At 63.6% G+C, this 17,833-nt stretch carries 10 protein-coding genes and 1 pseudogene; 10 read left to right on the top strand and 1 reads right to left on the bottom strand.

Annotated elements, in window-relative coordinates; translation table 11 throughout:
- Positions 1 to 284 precede the first annotated feature (284 nt).
- From L4X63_RS11420 to L4X63_RS11375, 10 genes and pseudogenes are all read left to right on the top strand, one after another.
- Positions 285 to 1,259 (top strand): sulfurtransferase, encoded by a 975-nt coding sequence (locus L4X63_RS11420; protein WP_250678754.1) that lies wholly within the window; start codon positions 285 to 287, stop codon positions 1,257 to 1,259.
- Positions 1,260 to 1,335: 76 nt separating this feature from the next.
- On the top strand, positions 1,336 to 3,090 hold the full coding sequence (locus tag L4X63_RS11415; protein WP_250678753.1) for a VTT domain-containing protein: 1,755 nt from the start codon (positions 1,336 to 1,338) through the stop codon (positions 3,088 to 3,090).
- Between the two features lie 96 nt (positions 3,091 to 3,186).
- A pseudogene (locus L4X63_RS11410) lies at positions 3,187 to 3,305 on the top strand (IS5/IS1182 family transposase); the annotation flags it as partial.
- 488 nt (positions 3,306 to 3,793) lie between these two features.
- On the top strand, positions 3,794 to 8,371 hold the full coding sequence (gene gltB, locus L4X63_RS11405) for a glutamate synthase large subunit (RefSeq protein ID WP_250678752.1): 4,578 nt from the start codon (positions 3,794 to 3,796) through the stop codon (positions 8,369 to 8,371).
- Positions 8,372 to 8,404: 33 nt separating this feature from the next.
- Positions 8,405 to 9,886, top strand: a complete 1,482-nt coding sequence (locus L4X63_RS11400) for a glutamate synthase subunit beta (protein WP_250678751.1) — start codon at positions 8,405 to 8,407, stop codon at positions 9,884 to 9,886.
- Between the two features lie 203 nt (positions 9,887 to 10,089).
- Positions 10,090 to 12,204, top strand: a complete 2,115-nt coding sequence (locus tag L4X63_RS11395) for a sensor histidine kinase (RefSeq protein WP_250678750.1) — start codon at positions 10,090 to 10,092, stop codon at positions 12,202 to 12,204.
- 92 nt (positions 12,205 to 12,296) lie between these two features.
- Complete coding sequence (locus tag L4X63_RS11390; protein ID WP_350339186.1) at positions 12,297 to 12,641, top strand: type II toxin-antitoxin system RelE/ParE family toxin; 345 nt, start codon at positions 12,297 to 12,299, stop codon at positions 12,639 to 12,641.
- Positions 12,620 to 12,910 (top strand): helix-turn-helix domain-containing protein, encoded by a 291-nt coding sequence (locus L4X63_RS11385; protein ID WP_250678749.1) that lies wholly within the window; start codon positions 12,620 to 12,622, stop codon positions 12,908 to 12,910. Before L4X63_RS11390 ends, L4X63_RS11385 begins: the two co-directional genes overlap by 22 nt.
- 13 nt (positions 12,911 to 12,923) lie before the next feature.
- Entirely contained in the window at positions 12,924 to 13,226 is a 303-nt protein-coding gene (locus L4X63_RS11380; RefSeq protein ID WP_250678748.1) for a hypothetical protein, read from the top strand.
- A 337-nt stretch (positions 13,227 to 13,563) separates the two neighbouring features.
- Positions 13,564 to 15,813 carry a PAS domain-containing hybrid sensor histidine kinase/response regulator gene (locus L4X63_RS11375; protein WP_250678747.1) on the top strand — a complete coding sequence of 750 codons (2,250 nt, stop codon included), beginning with the start codon at positions 13,564 to 13,566 and terminating at the stop codon, positions 15,811 to 15,813.
- A gap of 51 nt (positions 15,814 to 15,864) precedes the next feature.
- On the opposite strand, the gene L4X63_RS11370 is transcribed toward L4X63_RS11375, so the two are convergent.
- The gene (locus L4X63_RS11370; protein WP_250678746.1) at positions 15,865 to 17,538 is read right to left on the bottom strand and encodes a sigma-54 dependent transcriptional regulator; all 1,674 of its coding nucleotides are present in this window, start codon (positions 17,536 to 17,538) and stop codon (positions 15,865 to 15,867) included.
- Positions 17,539 to 17,833: the final 295 nt, after the last annotated feature.

Genomic DNA, 17,833 nt, shown 5'->3' with positions numbered 1-17,833 from the left:
ATCTCCTCGCTTCCCTACCCTTCCCTACCCCTCCTAACCACCTCGTCACCTCGTCACCTCACGACCTCACAATTTCCCTTCCCGACCTCGCCACCTCGCCACCTCGGCCTTACAACTTCCCATCCCCCGGTATGGTGTGCCGATCTGCCCCACTCGCGCCTACACACCCCCCAACGCGAAGGACAAGCTTACTTGAGTATTCTAGTGCAACATTCCTCTTGCATTTTACTACTTTTTTGGTTAGATATTGGCCGCCATATTTACTTTACAATGGAGGTAGTGAAATGCAGAGGCTATTTATCCTGGTTTTCTTGACCGTTTCCCTTACAGTATCCTTGGCAGCAGGGGCTCACGCAGCGGCTCCCAAACAGGGGTACAAAGGGTATGCCCGGGGCAACGCGCTCATCACGGCTAGAGAGCTGAAGCATCTCATCGATTCCAAGGATCCCAAACTGGTCATCGTGGCGGCCGAAAACGAGCTGGAGTACCGGCTCGGCCACATTCCCGGGTCCTTCATGGTCGACCGCCCCGAATACGAGGCGCCGGCCGAAACCCAGAACGGGGTCACCGGCAATCTCATCGACGCGGAAGGGTTCACCAAACTGGCCAGGCGTCTCGGCATTAACAAGGACTCCAAGGTCGTCATCTTCGACACCAAGTACGACGCCACCAGGCTTTGGTGGGCCTTCTTCTATTACGGCAAGACCGACGTGAGGGTGCTGGACGGCGGGGTGAAGGCATGGAAAGAGAGCGGGTACGATACCGACTTCCTGGCCCCGGAGAAGAACCACTCCGGGAACTTCCAAGCCAGCGTCGCCTATCCGCGGCTCAGGGTGGATACCCCGGAGATCCTGACCCTGAAGGACCAGCACAAGGGGCAGCTTTGGGACGAGCGTGAACAGAAGGAGTACTGCGGCGAAGAGCTGAAGAAAGGCGCCTACCGTAAAGGGCGTATCCCCTGGGGCAAGTTCGCAAGCTGGGAGATCTTCAAGAAGAAGGCGAACCGCGCCGAGTGGGTCTCCGCCGAGGAAGCTGCCTCCATCCTTAAAAAGCTGGGGGCCGATCCGAAGAAAAACCAGTACTTCTTCTGCCAGTCCGGGGTACGTTCCACCCAGGCGCTATTCACCTTCTACCTGCTCGGGTGGTCCCTGGACAAGCTTCACAACTATGACAGTTCCTGGATCGGCTGGTCCAAGGATCACACCCTCCCCATCGCCACCGGCTGCGGTATGGGACCGGCTGTAGCGTCTATCCCCTAACCTCCATCTAAAACTATGGTGGGGAGCCCGGCTCCCCACCTTGGGATTCGCAATGGCAGTAGCTAACCGAACATCTATGGGAACTGGCCGAGCGGCTGGTAACGTCCATGCCTGCACCGGGTGCAACCTGTGCGTGAAGGAGTGCGACTTTCTCCAGCGGAGCGGGAACCCGAGGCAGTTGGCCGACGGCTTGAGAGAGTGTGATCCGTTCCACTGCACGCTTTGCGGCCTCTGCACAGCAGTTTGTCCGGTAGGGATCGACCCAGCAGCATTTTTCCTGGAGCGCCGTCGGGAGGTCCGGCAAACACGGGGGGGCGACGACCCGCGGCACGCGCCGCTCATCGCCTATGAAAGGAAAGGGACCTCCCCGGCCTTCACCTTTTACGGGCTGCCGGAACAATGCGACACCGTCTTGTTCCCCGGCTGCGCCCTCCCAGGCTCCCGGCCGGGCGTGGTGTGGGGTGTCTACGAGGAGTTGAAACGCACGGTCCCCCAGCTGGGAATCGTGCTCGACTGCTGCCTCAAGCCGTCCCACAGCCTCGGGAGAACCGGCCACTTCCAGGCCTCCTTCGGGGAGATCAAAGACTATCTTTTGGAGAGAGGGATCAGGAAGGTGCTGGTGGCCTGCCCGAACTGCCAGAGGATCTTCAGCGAGTACGGAGGGAACCTGACGGTCGAGACCGTGTACGAGGCATTCGCCGCCCAGCCCGCCACCTCGCACTGCAGCCGCGCTGCCAGCGTCGTGGTCCACGATCCTTGCGTATCACGGAGGATGGAGCCGGTGCAGGATGCCGTTCGCGAACTGGCTAGCCGGCAGGGGCTCCAGGTCGAGGAGATGAGGCATGCGGGCCGAAAGACCCAGTGCTGCGGGCGCGGCGGCGGGGTCAACTTCGTACGTCCCGACACTCTCGCGCAGGCAGCCGCATCGCGGGCCGAGGAAGCGGCAGGAAGACCGATCGTGACCTACTGCGCGGCATGTGCCGAAAGCTACCGCAGCAAGGCCGCTACGATACACCTGCTCGACCTCTGGCTGAAGCCGGAGGAAGCTCTCGCCGGCAAGATCAAGGTCTCCCGGGCCCCCTTCACCTACCTGAACAGGCTGGCCCTGAAACGGAAATTCCGCAGGAGTGGGAAGTTCGCCATCATGCGGGAACGAGGAGGGAAAGAGTTGACGAGTGACACGACTGGCCGGCTGAAAGCTGCCACCATCCTTCTCCTGGTCGCCACCGCGGCGGCGCTCTTTCGGCTGGCGGGGGGGAGCCATCTTTGCGACCCGGCTGCCCTGGAGCTCATGCTCCAGGGGCACGAAATCCTGGGGCCGGTCCTTTTCATTCTGCTCTACGGCATCACCCCGGTGCTCTTTCTCCCCGGCCTTCCGATGGCGATAGCCGCCGGGCTCCTGTTCGGCCCGGTCTGGGGTGTCGTCTATGCCATAACCGGCGCCACCCTGGGAGCCTCGGCCTCGTTCCTGGTGGCAAGGTATCTGGCGCGGGACTGGGTGGAAGCGAAGCTGACCGGCGAGATGTGGAAGAACCTCGACCAGAAGGTGGGCGAACAGGGATGGAAGATCGTCGCCGTGACGAGGCTCGTCCCCCTCTTCCCGTTCAACCTGCTCAACTACGCCTTCGGCCTGACCAGGATCCCCTTCTGGCACTACGTGGCAGCGAGCTTCCTCTTCATGCTCCCCGCCTGCATAGCGTTCATCGTCTTCTCCAGTTCTCTTCCCGCACTGCTGAAGGGAAAGGCCTCCCCGTCGCTTGTGATCGGCACCGTCCTGATCTCCGCCGTTATGCTGCTCCCCTCCTGGTACCGCAAAAAAGCGGCCTCGTAACCTGGTACCGTTTGCGCCTCAAACAAGAAGGGTGAGGTGCCACGGCACCCCTCTAGCAGGTTGTCGAAAACCCAAGTTCAGAAACGAGTCTTCGTTTTCTTATCCCGCATACTCGACCAAGCAAAGCGTAAGCGGCTGTTGTCGCAAGACCACTTCACCGTGGACGGCCCCCTCATGGAAGCTTGGCTTCGATCAAGAGCTTCAAGCCGAAAGATCCCGAGGATGGCCCACACCTACTTTTTCTCTCTCCCCGCCTTTAACTCACCTATCCTTGCCAGCAGCGACGGCTTCTACTGGTGGGAACCCACCGGCTACTCTTACTTATAGATATAGGGTTCGGATAATTCAACGAGAGGCAAATCCCCCCTGTCCCCCCTTCGCAAAGGGGGGGACGCGAGTCGCAGGTGTTCGAAGCAAGGGGGGGGCGAGGGTTGGCCTCGGCTTGGCGGAGGCAAATCCCCCCTGGCCCCCCCCTTTGACAAGGGGGGACGTGATTTCACGGGAGGGGGAGACGGCGCGGTGAGGTGGAAGTGAGTACTCGACTGTGTAACATCGGTAAGCTCATGAGAGCTCAACGGGGGGAGAAAATGGCTGGTCCGGGCGCAAAGTACCGGAACTCCGAACGGGGTGTGAATCGGCACCGGTATTGCATCATAGTGACGATTCCATCAGCACCATGAACATTTCCCGCAAAGGTCGCATCATGAAAACTATCGGATTACCCAAGAAGCAGGGGATGTACGATCCCCAGTTCGAGCATGATGCCTGTGGCGTCGGCTTCGTCACCAACATCAAGGGGAAGAAGTCCCACGAGATCGTCCAGCAGGCCATAACCGTCCTCGCTAACCTCGACCACCGCGGCGCGGTGGGGAGCGAGCACAACACCGGCGACGGCGCCGGCATCCTGCTGCAGATGCCCGATGCCTTCTTCCGCAAGGTCTGCCCCGGGCTGGGCTTCGAGCTCCCCCCGTTCGGCGAGTACGGCGTCGCCATGCTCTTCACCTCCCCGGACGCCACCGAGCGCTCGGCCGCCAAGCACATCTTCCACCGGATCACCGCCGAGGAAGGGGTCGAGATGATCGGCCGCCGCAAGGTCCCCACCGACAACTCGCTCTTGGGCGACACCGCCAAGGCCGGCGAGCCGCTGGTCCGCCAGATCTTTTTCAAGCGCGACCCGTCCTGGGACGAGGACACCTTCAACCGCAAGCTCTACGTGATCGGCCAGCGTGCCATCCACGAGATCCGCGACACCGGAGTGGATCCGCTCTGGTACTTCGCCAGCAACTCGACCCGCACCATCGTCTACAAAGGGATGCTGATGCCGGCCCAGCTGGACCAGTACTACCCGGACCTGCGCGACGAGTCGGTGGAGACCGCCATCGCGGTGGTGCATTCCCGTTTCTCCACCAACACCTTCCCGAGCTGGGACCGCGCCCATCCGTACCACTACCTGGCCCACAACGGTGAGATCAACACCTTGAGGGGGAACGTCAACTGGATGCACGCCCGCCAGTCGATGTTCTCTTCCGAGCTCTTCGGCGAGGACATCAAGAAGCTCCTCCCGGTGATCGACGCCAACGGCTCCGACTCCGCCATGTTCGACAACTGCCTCGAGCTCCTGGTCAAATCCGGCCGCACCCTGCCGCACGCGGTGATGATGATGGTCCCGGAGCCGTGGGAAAACCACGAGAGCATGAGCAAGGAGAAGCGCGCCTTTTACGAGTACCACTCCTGCCTGATGGAGCCGTGGGACGGCCCGGCCGCCCTCACCTTCACCGACGGCCGGATCATCGGCGCCGTGCTCGACCGTAACGGCCTCAGGCCCTGCCGCTACTACCTGACCGACGACGACCTGGTCATCATGGCGTCCGAGGCGGGCGTCTTGCAGGTCGACCCCGCCAAGGTGATCAAGAAAGGGAGGCTGCAGCCGGGCAAGATGTTCCTGGTGGACACCGAAGCAGGACGCATCGTCTCCGACGAAGAGATCAAGAACGAGCTCGCCACCGCCAAGCCGTACGCCGACTGGGTCGCGGTCAACCACCAGTCCCTGGAGAGCTTCCCCGCCGCAGCCACGGCAGCGCCGGCCGAGCAGTCCTCCCTCCTGCAGCGCCAGAAGGCCTTCGGCTACAGCTTCGAGGACCTGGAGACCATCGTGGGCCCCATGGCCACCGACGGCATCCAGCCGCTCGGCTCGATGGGAACCGACACCCCGCTGGCGGTCCTCTCCGAGAAGCCGCAGCTCCTTTACAACTACTTCAAGCAGCTCTTCGCCCAGGTGACCAACCCGCCGATCGACCCGATCCGCGAGGAGATCATCACCGCGACCACGGTCCGCGTCGGCTCGGAGTCGAACCTCTTAAAGCCCACGGCGATCAGCGCCCGTACCATTCACCTGGACCACCCGCTCCTCACCAACGAGGAACTGGAGAAGCTGCGCGCCCTTGACCAGCCGGGCTTCAAGAGCGTCACCCTGTCGCTGTTGTTCAAGGCGGCCGACGGCGCCGAGGGGATGGAGAAGGCCCTGGAAAGCCTCTTCTCTACCGCCATCCGCCACATCGAGATGGGGACCACCATCCTGATCCTCTCCGACCGCGGCGTGAACGAGGAGTACGCTGCCATTCCGGCGCTCCTGGCGTCGGCAGGCCTGCACCACTACCTGATCCGCACCGCCGCCCGCACCCACGCGTCCTTGATCCTCGAGTCGGGCGAGCCGCGCGAGGTACACCACTTCGCGGTGCTCCTGGGGTACGGCATCACCGCCATCAACCCCTACCTGGCCTTCGAGACCATCGACGACATGATCGCCCAGGGGATGCTGACCGGCATCGACCACAAGAAAGGGGTCAAGAACTTCATCAAGGCCTCGGTCAAGGGTATCGTCAAGACCATGGCCAAGATGGGTATCTCCACCATCCAGAGCTACCGCGGCGCCCAGATCTGCGAAGCGGTCGGCCTTCACGACTCGGTCATCGAGAAGTACTTCACCTGGACCCCCTCCAGGATCGGCGGCATCGATTTCAACGGGATCGCCCAGGAACTGCTGGTCCGCCACCGCAAGGCCTATCCGCACCGGGTGCCGGTGGAGCCGACCCTCGACCCGGGCGGGCAGTACGGCTGGCGCAAGGATGGCGAGGAGCACCTCTTCAACCCGCTCACCATCCAGTCGCTGCAGAAATCGACCCGTACCGGCGACTACAACGAGTACAAGGTCTTCTCCAAGCTGATCGACGAGCAGAACGAGCGGCTGTACACCCTGCGCGGCCTGCTCGACTTCAACACCGAGATCCGCGTCCCGGTCGCCATCGACGAGGTGGAGCCGGTCGAAGAGATCATGAAGCGCTTCAAGACCGGTGCCATGAGCTACGGCTCCATCAGCCAGGAGGCCCACGAGGCGCTGGCCATCGCCATGAACCGCATCGGCGGCCGCTCCAACACCGGCGAAGGCGGCGAGGATCCCGAGCGCTTCACCTGGACCAACGAGCAGGGGGACTCCAAGAACTCCGCCATCAAGCAGGTTGCTTCCGGCCGCTTCGGCGTCACCAGCAACTACCTCTCCAGCGCCGGCGAGCTGCAGATCAAGCTCGCCCAGGGGGCCAAGCCGGGCGAAGGTGGCGAGCTGCCGGGGCACAAGGTCTACCCGTGGGTGGCCAAGACCCGTCACACCACTCCGGGTGTCGGTCTCGTGTCGCCCCCGCCGCACCACGACATCTACTCCATCGAGGACCTGGCGGAGCTGATCCACGACCTTAAAAACGCCAACCGCCGCGCGAGGATCAGCGTCAAGCTGGTCTCCGAGGTCGGGGTCGGCACCATCGCGGCCGGGGTCGCCAAGGCCCATGCCGACGTGGTGCTCATCTCCGGCTACGACGGCGGCACCGGCGCATCGCCCCTTTCCTCCATCAAGCACGCCGGCCTCCCCTGGGAGCTCGGCCTGGCCGAAACCCACCAGACCCTGGTGCTCAACAACCTCCGTTCCCGTATCATCGTGGAGGTTGACGGCCAGCTGAAGACCGGCCGCGACGTCGCCATCGCCGCCCTCTTGGGCGCCGAGGAGTTCGGCTTCGCCACCGCGCCGCTGGTAACCCTCGGCTGCGTCATGATGCGGGTCTGCCACTCCAACACCTGCCCGACCGGCGTCGCCACCCAGGACCCGGTCCTCAGGGCCAAGTTCGCCGGCAAGCCGGAGTACGTGGTCAACTACATGCGTTTCGTCGCCCAGGAAGTCCGGGAGATCATGGCCGAGCTCGGCTTCCGCACCTTCAACGACATGGTGGGACGCGCCAACCGCCTGGAGCCCAAGCGGGCCGTCGCCCACTGGAAGGCTGAGGGGCTCGACTTCAGCAAGATCCTCTACCGCCCGGAGATCGGGGTCAAGGGGAGCCGTTACTGCACCGAGGCGCAGGACCACGGCCTCGACAAGTCGCTCGACATCACCAGGCTCCTCGCTATCTGCAAGCCGGCCATCGAGAAAGGCGAGCAGGTATCCGCCGAGCTTTCCATCACCAACATCGACCGCGTGGCCGGCACCATCGTCGGCAACGAGATCACCCGGGCCTACGGGGCCGAGGGGCTCCCGGAAGGGACCGTCCGGCTCAAGTTCAACGGCTCGGCCGGCCAGAGCTTCGGCGCCTTCATTCCGAAAGGGATGACCATGGAGCTCTCCGGCGACACGAACGACTACCTCGGCAAGGGGCTCTCCGGCGGCACCATCGTGGTCTATCCTCCGGAGGGCTCCAAGTTCAAGGCCGAGGAGAACATCATCGCCGGCAACGTCGCCTTCTACGGCGCGACCAGCGGCACCGCCTACATCAGCGGGATCGCCGGCGAACGCTTCTGCGTCCGCAACTCCGGCGTCAACGCGGTGGTGGAAGGGGTGGGCGACCACGGCTGCGAGTACATGACCGGCGGCACCGTGGTGGTGCTCGGCGAGACCGGCAGGAACTTCGCGGCCGGCATGAGCGGCGGCGTCGCCTACGTGCTCGACGACCAGCACCAGTTCAGGGAGCGCTGCAACACCGACATGGCCGATCTCGAGCAGCTGGACGAGCAGGACGTCGCCACCGTCAAGGCGATGATCATGAGCCATGCGGAGAGGACCGGGAGCGCGCGGGCCGCGGCCATCCTGAACAACTGGAGGACCTACGCCCACCAGTTCCTGAAGGTCATGCCGAGGGACTACAAGAGGGTCCTGCAGGCCCTGGAACGTGCCAAGGCGGCCGGTTTGAGCGGCGACGAGGCACTGGCGGCGGCATTCGAAGAAAACGCCGCGGCGGCACACTAATCGAAGAAGAATTTATTGAGATAGGAAAGAGCTATGGGAAAACCTACCGGATTCATGGAATACCTTCGCGAGCTCCCGGCCGACCGCGAGCCGCTGGATAGGCTCAAAGACTGGAACGAGTTCCACCTGCACATGCCCGACGAGAATCTCCGCACCCAGGGGGCCCGCTGCATGGACTGCGGCATCCCCTTCTGCCACACCGGGATGCTGGTGAGCGGCATGGCCTGCGGCTGCCCGATCAACAACCTGATCCCCGAGTGGAACGACCTGGTCTACCGCGGCCTCTGGAAACAGGCGGTGACCAGACTTCTGCGGACCAACAACTTCCCGGAATTCACCGGGCGGGTCTGCCCGGCTCCCTGCGAGGGGTCGTGTACCCTGGGGGCTAGCGAGCCGGCGGTCACCATCAAGAACATCGAGGTGAGCCTGATCGACCGCGCCTGGAAGGAGGGCTGGATCGTTCCCAATCCGCCGCAGGTCAGGACCGGCAAGAAGGTGGCGGTGGTCGGCTCCGGCCCGGCCGGACTTTCCGCGGCCGCCCAGCTCAACAAGGCGGGGCACCAGGTGACCGTCTTCGAGCGGGCCGACCTCCCCGGGGGGCTTTTGATGTACGGCATCCCCAACATGAAGCTCGACAAGCGCGAGGTGGTGCTGCGCCGCATCAAGCTGATGGAGGAGGAGCAGATCACCTTCGCCTGCAACACCAACATCGGCGGGGCCGACTACCCGGTGGAGAAGCTTAAGAGCGAGTTCGACGCCGTGGTCCTCGCGACCGGCGCCACCCTCCCCCGCGACCTTCCGATCGAGGGGAGAGCGCTCAAGGGGATCCACTTCGCCATGGACTTCCTGACCGCCAACACCAAGGCGGTACTCAAGGGGGGGAGCGACTTCATCTCCGCCGAGGGTAAGGACGTCATCATCATCGGCGGCGGCGACACCGGCACCGACTGCGTCGGCACTTCGCTCCGCCACGGCGCCACGTCGGTCACCCAGCTGGAGATCATGCCCCGCTTCCCCGACACCCGCGCCGCCGACAACGCCTGGCCGGAGTGGCCGAAGGTCCACAAGGTCGACTACGGTCAGGAAGAGGCCGCCGCCAAGTTCGGCGCCGATCCGAGGGTGTTCCTCACCACCGCCACCAAGTTCGAAGGGGACGCCGACGGCAACGTCACCGCGGTCCACACCGTCGAGGTTAAGTGGGAGAAGAACGAGAAAGGGCAGTTCGTCCCGGCCCCGGTACCGGGGACCGAAAAGGTCCGTCCGGCCAGCCTGGTGCTGCTCGCCATGGGCTTCCTCGGCCCCGAGCAGGAGCTCCCGGCCGCCCTCGGCCTCGAGCGCGACCCGCGCAGCAACATCAAGGCGGAGTACAACAAGTACGCGACCAGCATCCCCGGCGTCTTCGCCGCCGGCGACTGCCGCCGCGGCCAGAGCCTGGTGGTCTGGGCCTTCAACGAAGGGCGCGGCGCTGCCCGCGAGTGCGACCGCTTCCTGATGGGGGAGACCGAGCTTCCCTAGGACGCTCCCCACTACTACACTGCCCACGAAAGGGTGAGGTGCCTCGGCACCCCACCCTTTCTTTTTGCCGATTGGCGATGAGCTTCCGCGGCAGAAAGGCCCCCTTTATTAACGGAGCCGATGAGATAAACTAATGGAGACCGTCAGGCCGAGCGCTAAAGTAGAGGTGTCCCCGTGCCACATCCCATGCTGCCCGGAACAACATGAAGCCACTTAACCACCTCATCGTCGCCGGGGCCTATCTGCTGACCGCCAAAGTCGGTCTGTTGCTGGCCATCCCTCATACCAACGCGACCCCGGTCTGGCCCCCCAGCGGGATAGCGCTGGCCGCTTGCCTGATCTACGGGTACCGGATCTGGCCCGGCATCTTTGCCGGCGCCCTCCTCGCCAACGCCGCCGCTCCGGGCGACCATTCCCTCCTTTCCTCCGTCCTTTTCTCGGTGACGACCGCCGGCGGCAACACCCTGGAAGCGCTGGCCGCAAGCTGGCTTATCCGGTGCGGCAGCGCGTACCGTTTCACCTTCGACAGGCTGGCGGACACCCTCCGCTTCATCCTGTTTGGCGCCCTGGCCAGTCCCCTCATCAGCGCCACCGTAGGGACCTTCGCGCTGAACATGATGGTGAACGACTGGCCCGAGAGCAGCGAGGTGTGGCTCACCTGGTGGGTTGGGGATGTGGTGGGAGCCCTGCTCTTCACGCCGCTGATCCTCAACTGGCCCAAGAGGCCCCTTCCCCGCTGGTCCGGGCGGAAGGCGATGGAGGCCGCCGCGGCACTCCTGGGGCTCGCGCTGGTGGAGATCGTCTCCTTCCGCCTGGACCTGCCGCTGGAATACCTCTTCATCCCCATCCTCTTCTGGACGGCGTTCCGCCTGGGGAGCTTCGAGGCGGCCGTAGCGCTCGTGCTGGTCATGGCGAGCGCGGTCCTATGGACCCTCAACGGCTATGGGCACTTCGCCGCCGGGCATCCGGAGCGCGCCCTTCTCTTTCTCCAGATGTACATCGGGGTGACCGCCGCGGCCACCCTCGTCGTGGCGGCGATGGTAGCCACCCGCAACCGCACGGTAAGCGCCTTACGCAACTCCGAGGAGGAGTACCGCCATTTCTTCGAGTCCGCCCCCATCGGCATTTTCCGCTCCAGCGTCGAGGGGCGTTTCCTCCGTGTCAACCCGGAGCTCGCCTCGATGTTCGGGTACCCTACCCCCGAAGGGATGCTTAGCGGCGTTTCCGACATCGCCAGCGAGCTGTTCGTCCATCCGGAAGAAAGGTTCCGGATCGTCGAGACGGTGCGGACGGCCAGCGGTTTCGTGCGCGACGAGGTCGAGTACCGCCGCAAGGACGGCACCAGGTATTTCGCCAACCTCTACATGCGCACCGTGCGGGACGAGAATGGGGAGATCCGTTGTGTGGAAGGATTCGTGGAAGATATAACCGCTAGAAAGCTCGCCTACGATATCACCCGCAACCTCAACCTGGAGTTGGAACAGCGGGTCCATGAGCGGACCGTCGAGCTGGAGCGGGCCAATAGCGCGCTGCAAAAGGAGGTGGAGAGCCGCAAGAAGGGGCAGCTCGAGATAGCCTGCCTGAACGCGGGATTGATGCGGCAGCGGGCGGCGCTGGAGACGGCCAACAAGGAGCTGGAGTCCTTCAGCTTTTCGGTATCGCACGACCTCCGGGCGCCGCTACGCAACATCACCGCCATGGTCGCCCTCCTTTTGGCGGAGGGGGAGGGCTCGCTGGGCCAAAGGGGGGTGCAATATGCGGAGAAGATCGGCACCTGCAGCGCCAAGATGCAGGAGCTGGTCGAAGGGCTCCTGACGCTCGCGCAGATAAGCCGGGGGGAGCTTCGCACGGTGCCGATCGACCTCAGCATCTACGTGCGGGAACTGGCCCAGGAGCTCGCGCAAACCGAGCCGGAGCGGGCGGTGACCTTCGTCATCGCCGACTCCGCGCCCGCGGTGGCCGATCCGGTGCTGATCCGCTCCGTGCTCCAGAACCTGGTGACCAACGCCTGGAAATACACGTCGAAAAGGAGCGAGGCGGTCATCGAGTTCGGCGTTCAAGGGCAACGGGAGGACAGGGCCTTCTTCGTCCGGGACAACGGTGCCGGCTTCGACATGGCTCATGCCGAAAAGCTTTTCGGGGCCTTCCAGCGGATGCATACGACCTCGCAGTTCGAGGGGACCGGCATCGGCCTCGCCACGGTCCAGCGCATCATCCACCGCCACGGCGGAGAGGTATGGGCCGAGGCGGAAGTGGACCGCGGCGCTACCTTCTACTTCACCCTCCCCCTCCCCTGCCAGGTGACGCCTGAGGGGTGAGGGGGAGGCTTCGAGCAGAAGTACGAAGCCGGTTGCAGCGGATCTTCGAGACAGACGCGTCCCCCTAGACCAAATATAGCAAATGCGCTATAATGCCTATGAATTGGACCATCAGCTACTATAGTGATTCACTTCAACAGGACATCCTTGGCCTGCCGTCAGGTCTCCTGGCGCGCTTTCTCAGGTGCACAGACCGTATGCTGGTTCACGGGCCCGACCTCGGTATGCCGCACACACGGCCGATGGGCGACGGGTTATTTGAGTTGCGGGTGAGAGGACCAGAAGGAATAGCACGTGTTTTCTATTGCACAGTGGTAGGTAAAAAGATTGTTATGCTACACCAGTTCATAAAGAAGACTGAGAAGACGCCGTCAAAAGAGCTCGCGACGGCACGGGGCAGGATGAAGGAGGTAAAATGCTCAGCCATGAAGAGTTAAAAGCTCGTGCGCTCGAACGAGAGGATGTACGGGATGAATACGACAAACTAGCTGAAGAATTTGCCATCCTCGACGAGTTCCTGAAAGCACGTGCCGAAGCAGGTATCACTCAGGCGGAAGTGGCCAAGCGGATCGGAACTACCCAGTCAGCAGTGGCTCGTCTCGAATCCGGCAGCGGTAAACATTCTCCCTCCCTTGCCACGTTACGAAAATACGCACGGGCACTGGGGTGCCGCCTGGAATTGAGGCTGGTGAAGGAGCAAGGTTGAACCGGAGCCGCAGATGAAGAAAGAGTCTCCCCACAAGGATTGGACGCAAGCCGGCTACCTCTTGGAGGTCCCTATCCTCCTCTGCCTGGTGGGAGTTTCCCTGGCGCTCGTCGTTCCGCACCTTTCGTCGACCGGGCGGAAGATCGCCGTGACCATGGCCTCAGTTCCCGTTCTCTTCGCTCTGTACTACATGATTGTGGTTCCCGGCTGGATGGGCGGGAATAAAGTGCCTGCCGGACCGGTAACGAGGTGGGCGATCTTTGCCCTGGCTGCGGCGGCGGTTGCCGCTGCCGTCGTGATGATCGACTTCAGATGATGTCGGCAGTAGTTGGCAGTGTCCCGGAAGAAGACAGCAGGGAGCACCTCTCTGCGAGCCATCTTGCTGAACCAGCGAGGATGGTGTCATGGCTTTGGCAATCACTCAGACATACCCTTATTCTAAATCAGAGATAATCTTGTTTTTATCCCGCCCTTAGTAGCGAAGTCATCGTTTTGATGGTATAGATTCATCCATCGGACGGAAAAACCATGACTGCAACATCCCCCCTATCCCCCGCGCAATGAGCAAACCGCAGCCACGGCAATAACGAATATCCAGCCAGGACACTATCTCAAGGGGCGGCCGACGGTTGACCGGCCCCCGTCGAGGCGACATGGACTCCCTACGCATCCTGATCATCGAAGACAGCCTCACCGATTTCAAGCTGATGAAGCGCCACCTCGAGGCGCATTTTTCCCCCACCATCTCCTGGGTCTCCACCCCCGATCAGATGACGGCCGCGCTGGAGGAGAGCTGGGACCTGGTGCTGGCCGACTACAACGTCCCGCACATGGAGTTCGAGAGGACACTCAAGACCATCAAGGGGCGCCATCCCGGCCTCCCGGTGATCCTCGTCTCGGGGAGCGTCGGGGAGGAACAGGCGGTCGAGTTTTTGAAGGGAGGGATGGCGGACTTCGTCCACAAGGACAACCTCGCCCGGCTCGCCCCCTCCATCACGCGGGCGCTGAACGAGGCGGCGGAACACCGGGCCCGGGTGGCGGCGGAAGAGTCCCTCACCCGGAGCGAGAGGAGGTTTCGAAGCATCTTCGACAATGCCCCGGTCGGGATCGCCATCGGCGAGATAGAGAGCGGGCGGCTGCTCGAGGTGAACAACGTCTGGCTGGAGATCTTCGGCTTCCGGCGCGAGGAGGTGATCGGCAGGAGCGGCGGGGAAGCCGGGATCTACATGAGCGGTGTGCAACGGACCGCCATCGTCAAGCATCTCAGGGAAAAGGGGCGGATGCTCAACGAACCGCTGCGGCTTAAAAGGAAGTCGGGCGAGGTGGCGGAGGTCCTCTGTTCCGCTGAGATCCTCACCATAGGCCCCTCCTGCTATCTGCAGATGATGCTGACCGACGTGACCGAGGAGCTGAAAACCAGGAATGCGCTGGCGGCCTCCCAGGAGACCCTCCGCAAGCTCTACGTCGCCGTCAACCAGAGCCCCACCGGCATCGTCATCAGCGACCGCAAAGGGGCGGTCGAATTCGTCAACCCGCGCTTCTCGGAGATGACCGGCTACGCCGCCGAGGAGATGATCGGGCGCAACCCCCAGACGATCTGGCAAAGCCTCTGCGAGGACGGGGAGGTCTGGCGGGGAGACTTCTGCAACACGAGAAAGGACGGCACCACCTACTGGGAGCACGACATCGTCTCCCCAATCAGGGACCAGGCGGGGGAGGTCACCCACTACATGGCCATCAAGGAGGACATCTCCGACAAGCGCGCCATGGAGGAGCAGCTCAGGCAGTCGCAGAAGATGGAGGCGGTGGGGCAGCTGGCCGGCGGGATCGCCCACGACTTCAACAACATCATGCAGATCATCGCCAGCAACGCCTTCTTGCAGTCGCTGGAGAACAGCAGCCGTGGCGTCGAGACCCAGCACCTGGACGAGATCTGCAAGGCGGTCGAGCACGGCTCGTCGCTGACCAAAGGCCTGCTGGTCTTCAGCCGGAAGACGCCGGTGGCGCTCAGCTTCCTGAACCTGAACGAGGTGGTCCAGCAAAGCCGCAAGCTCGCCACCCGGCTGGTCACCGAAGACATCGTCATCAACACCACGACCAGCGCCGAACCGCTGATGATCTCGGGGGACACCGGTCTCGTGCAGCAGATCATCTTCAACCTGGTCACCAACGCCCGGGACGCCATCAAGGGGCCCGGGAGCATCACCATCAGCACGCAAAGAATCGAAAATGCCTCGCTGCTCCCCCACGGTTGCGAGGCCGTCGGCCAGAGCTTCGCACTCCTTAGCCTGCGCGACACCGGGCACGGCATACCGGAAGAGATCAGGGGGAGGATCTTCGAGCCCTTCTTCACCACCAAGGAGGTTGGCAAGGGAACCGGTCTCGGCCTGGCCATGATCTACGGGACCGTGCAGCGGATGAACGGCTGCATCACGGTGGAGTCGCCCGCGGCGGGGGGAACGGAGTTCCGGATCTTCATACCGGTGGCGGAAGCCGAGCAGGCGGCGGACGAGCTCCCGCGGATGACGGAGCGCCTCGGGACAGGTGAGCTCGTGCTGGTGGTCGAGGACGAAGACGCGGTGCGGCTGGCACTCACCCAGACCCTCACCTTTTCCGGTTACCGCGCGAGGGGGGCGGCCAGCGGGGAGGAGGCGCTGGAGGCGGCCCGAAGGAATCCCGGCATCGCGCTGGCGGTGATCGACATGATCCTCCCCGGAATGAACGGGATGGAAACCGCCCAGGCGCTGAGAATGATCAACCCTTCCCTGCCGGTCATCTTCCTGACCGGCTACGACCACGACATCCTGGAGGACCGGGGAATCAAGGCCGTGGTCCAGCACAAGCCGATCCAAAGCGCAAGGCTGGTGGCGCAGGTGAGGGAGATCCTGGGGAAGGCGGGATAGAGGGAGGGGCCGAAGCGGCCGGATGTGCGGGTACGCGGCAGAGCGGCGCGGTCAGGAGCCGGGCTCGGCGATGGAGAGCTCGCGCATCTTCCGGTAGAGGGTCTTGCGGTCGATGTTGAGGGTGCGGGCGGCGCGGGACTTGTTGCCGCCACTTCTGGCGAGTGCCTCGGCGATCCTTTCCCGCATGGGGAGGAGGTCGCCGGGCGCGAGTGAGCCCCTGACCACCTCGGGGAGGTGCTCGGGAAGGATCATCCGGGTGCCGCACATGATGAAGGCGTGCTCGAGGGCGTGTTCAAGTTCGCGGACGTTGCCGGGCCAGCGGTAGCGGGACAATAGCCGCATGGCCTCCTCCGACACGGAGGCGACCTGCCGCTCCAGCTTGGCGTTGAGCCTGCGGACAAAGTGTTCCACCAAACACGGCAGGTCCTCGCTGCGGTCCCGAAGCGCGGGCACCGTCAATTCGACTACCTTGAGCCGGTAGTAGAGATCCTGGCGAAACCTCCCGGCATCCACCTCGCGGGCGAGCTCCTTGTTGGTCGCCGCGACGATGCGGACATCGACCTTGACCGGCGCCGATCCCCCCACCTTCACGAACTCCCGCTCCTGAAGCACCCTCAAAAGCTTGACCTGCATCTGCGGGGAGATCTCCCCGACCTCGTCGAGGAAGAGGGTCCCCCCGTTGGCCTTCTCGAAGACGCCGATCTTGTCGCGCACGGCTCCGGTAAAGGCTCCCCGCACGTGGCCGAAGAGCTCGCTCTCCAGCAGGGTCTCGGCGATGGCGGCGCAGTTCACCTTCACGAAGGGACGCCCTTCGCGCCCGCCGTTTGCGTGCAGGGCCGCCGCGATGAGCTCCTTGCCGGTGCCGTTTTCGCCCTGCACGAGCACCGTCGAGGGAACCCCCGCCAGCCGGTCGATCATCGAATAGACCATCTGCATCTGGAGACTCTTGCCGATGAGACCAAAGGACGAGGAACGGGGCTGCTGCCTCTTTTCCAGCCGGTAGAGCGAGGTCTCGTCCCGGACCACCATGACCGCGCCCCCCGCCTGGCCGCGGCTCGGGCCGCACGGGGCGACCGAGACGCTCACGTACTGCTCGTCGAGTCCGGAAGCGCCCCGGCACTTGAAGTAGCGGGTTTCCACCGGGCGGCGGGTATGGATAGCGGTCTCGAGGGGACCGCGGCATTTCCTGCCGCAGGGAAGCTCGAGGTCGTAGAAGGATTTTCCGGCCGAGTCGCGGGCGATGCCGCAGATGGCGGTGGCCGCGGAGTTGAGGCTGACGACACGCAGGTCGCGGTCCACCGAGACGATCGCGTCCCGCACGCTGGTGAAGATGGCCTCCAGGTCGTTGCGGAAGCGTTCTCTTTCCTGGGAAAGCCTGCGGAACTCCAAGGCGCGCCTGACCACGTGGACGATCTGTTCCGGGAAGACCGGCTTGGAGACGTAATCGAAGGCCCCGAGCCTGAGCGCCTCGGAGGCGCTCTCCACCCCGGGGGAGCCGGTGATCATCACTACCGGGCAGAGCTCCTGCTGGCTGCGGGAAAGCCGCAGCACGTCGAGCCCGGATCCGTCCGGCATGACGATGTCGGTCAGGATGAGGTCGTACTCGAGGGCGCTCACGAGCGACTGCGCTTGGGCCACGTTGGCGGCCTGGGTCACCACGTAGCCAAGCGGCTCGAGCACTATGGCCAGAGACGACCTGATGGCCGCTTCGTCATCGACTATCAATATCTGAGGAACCACTGGCGTCGCTGCCCCCTCGCTGTCTTCCTGGAATCATTTGAACTACCGGCGTTTTCTCTCTTTTCGGCGATCTTCCCAGCTCCTTTAGCCTTCATTCGTCGCCAATTGTCCACAACCTGCGGCCACCGGGTGTGGCATGCCACGAAAGTGGGGCGCCGGCGCTGTGGCATGCCACACTTTCCGCACATTCATGAGGGAAGCCCCCCCTCCCCTCTTCCCCTTGCCGCCTAGGTTCTGTCCCCCTCCAAATGCCAGCCGTTACGGGAAGTTGCCAACGGCG

Source organism: Geomonas sp. Red32 (assembly GCF_023652955.1).
In the GTDB taxonomy this organism is placed as follows: Bacteria; Desulfobacterota; Desulfuromonadia; order Geobacterales; family Geobacteraceae; genus Geomonas.
This window is presented reverse-complemented; position numbering and strand designations above follow the sequence as displayed.

What these genes read in the sequence shown, in the direction of transcription:
- L4X63_RS11375 (WP_250678747.1), top strand. Translation starts at nt 13,564, where the DNA reads ATGGACTCCCTACGCATCCTGATCATCGAAGACAGCCTCACCGATTTC.
- L4X63_RS11420 (WP_250678754.1), top strand. Translation starts at nt 285, where the DNA reads ATGCAGAGGCTATTTATCCTGGTTTTCTTGACCGTTTCCCTTACAGTA.
- L4X63_RS11400 (WP_250678751.1), top strand. Translation starts at nt 8,405, where the DNA reads ATGGGAAAACCTACCGGATTCATGGAATACCTTCGCGAGCTCCCGGCC.
- L4X63_RS11385 (WP_250678749.1), top strand. Translation starts at nt 12,620, where the DNA reads ATGCTCAGCCATGAAGAGTTAAAAGCTCGTGCGCTCGAACGAGAGGAT.
- L4X63_RS11415 (WP_250678753.1), top strand. Translation starts at nt 1,336, where the DNA reads ATGGGAACTGGCCGAGCGGCTGGTAACGTCCATGCCTGCACCGGGTGC.
- gltB (WP_250678752.1), top strand. Translation starts at nt 3,794, where the DNA reads ATGAAAACTATCGGATTACCCAAGAAGCAGGGGATGTACGATCCCCAG.
- L4X63_RS11395 (WP_250678750.1), top strand. Translation starts at nt 10,090, where the DNA reads ATGAAGCCACTTAACCACCTCATCGTCGCCGGGGCCTATCTGCTGACC.
- L4X63_RS11390 (WP_350339186.1), top strand. Translation starts at nt 12,297, where the DNA reads ATGCCTATGAATTGGACCATCAGCTACTATAGTGATTCACTTCAACAG.
- L4X63_RS11380 (WP_250678748.1), top strand. Translation starts at nt 12,924, where the DNA reads ATGAAGAAAGAGTCTCCCCACAAGGATTGGACGCAAGCCGGCTACCTC.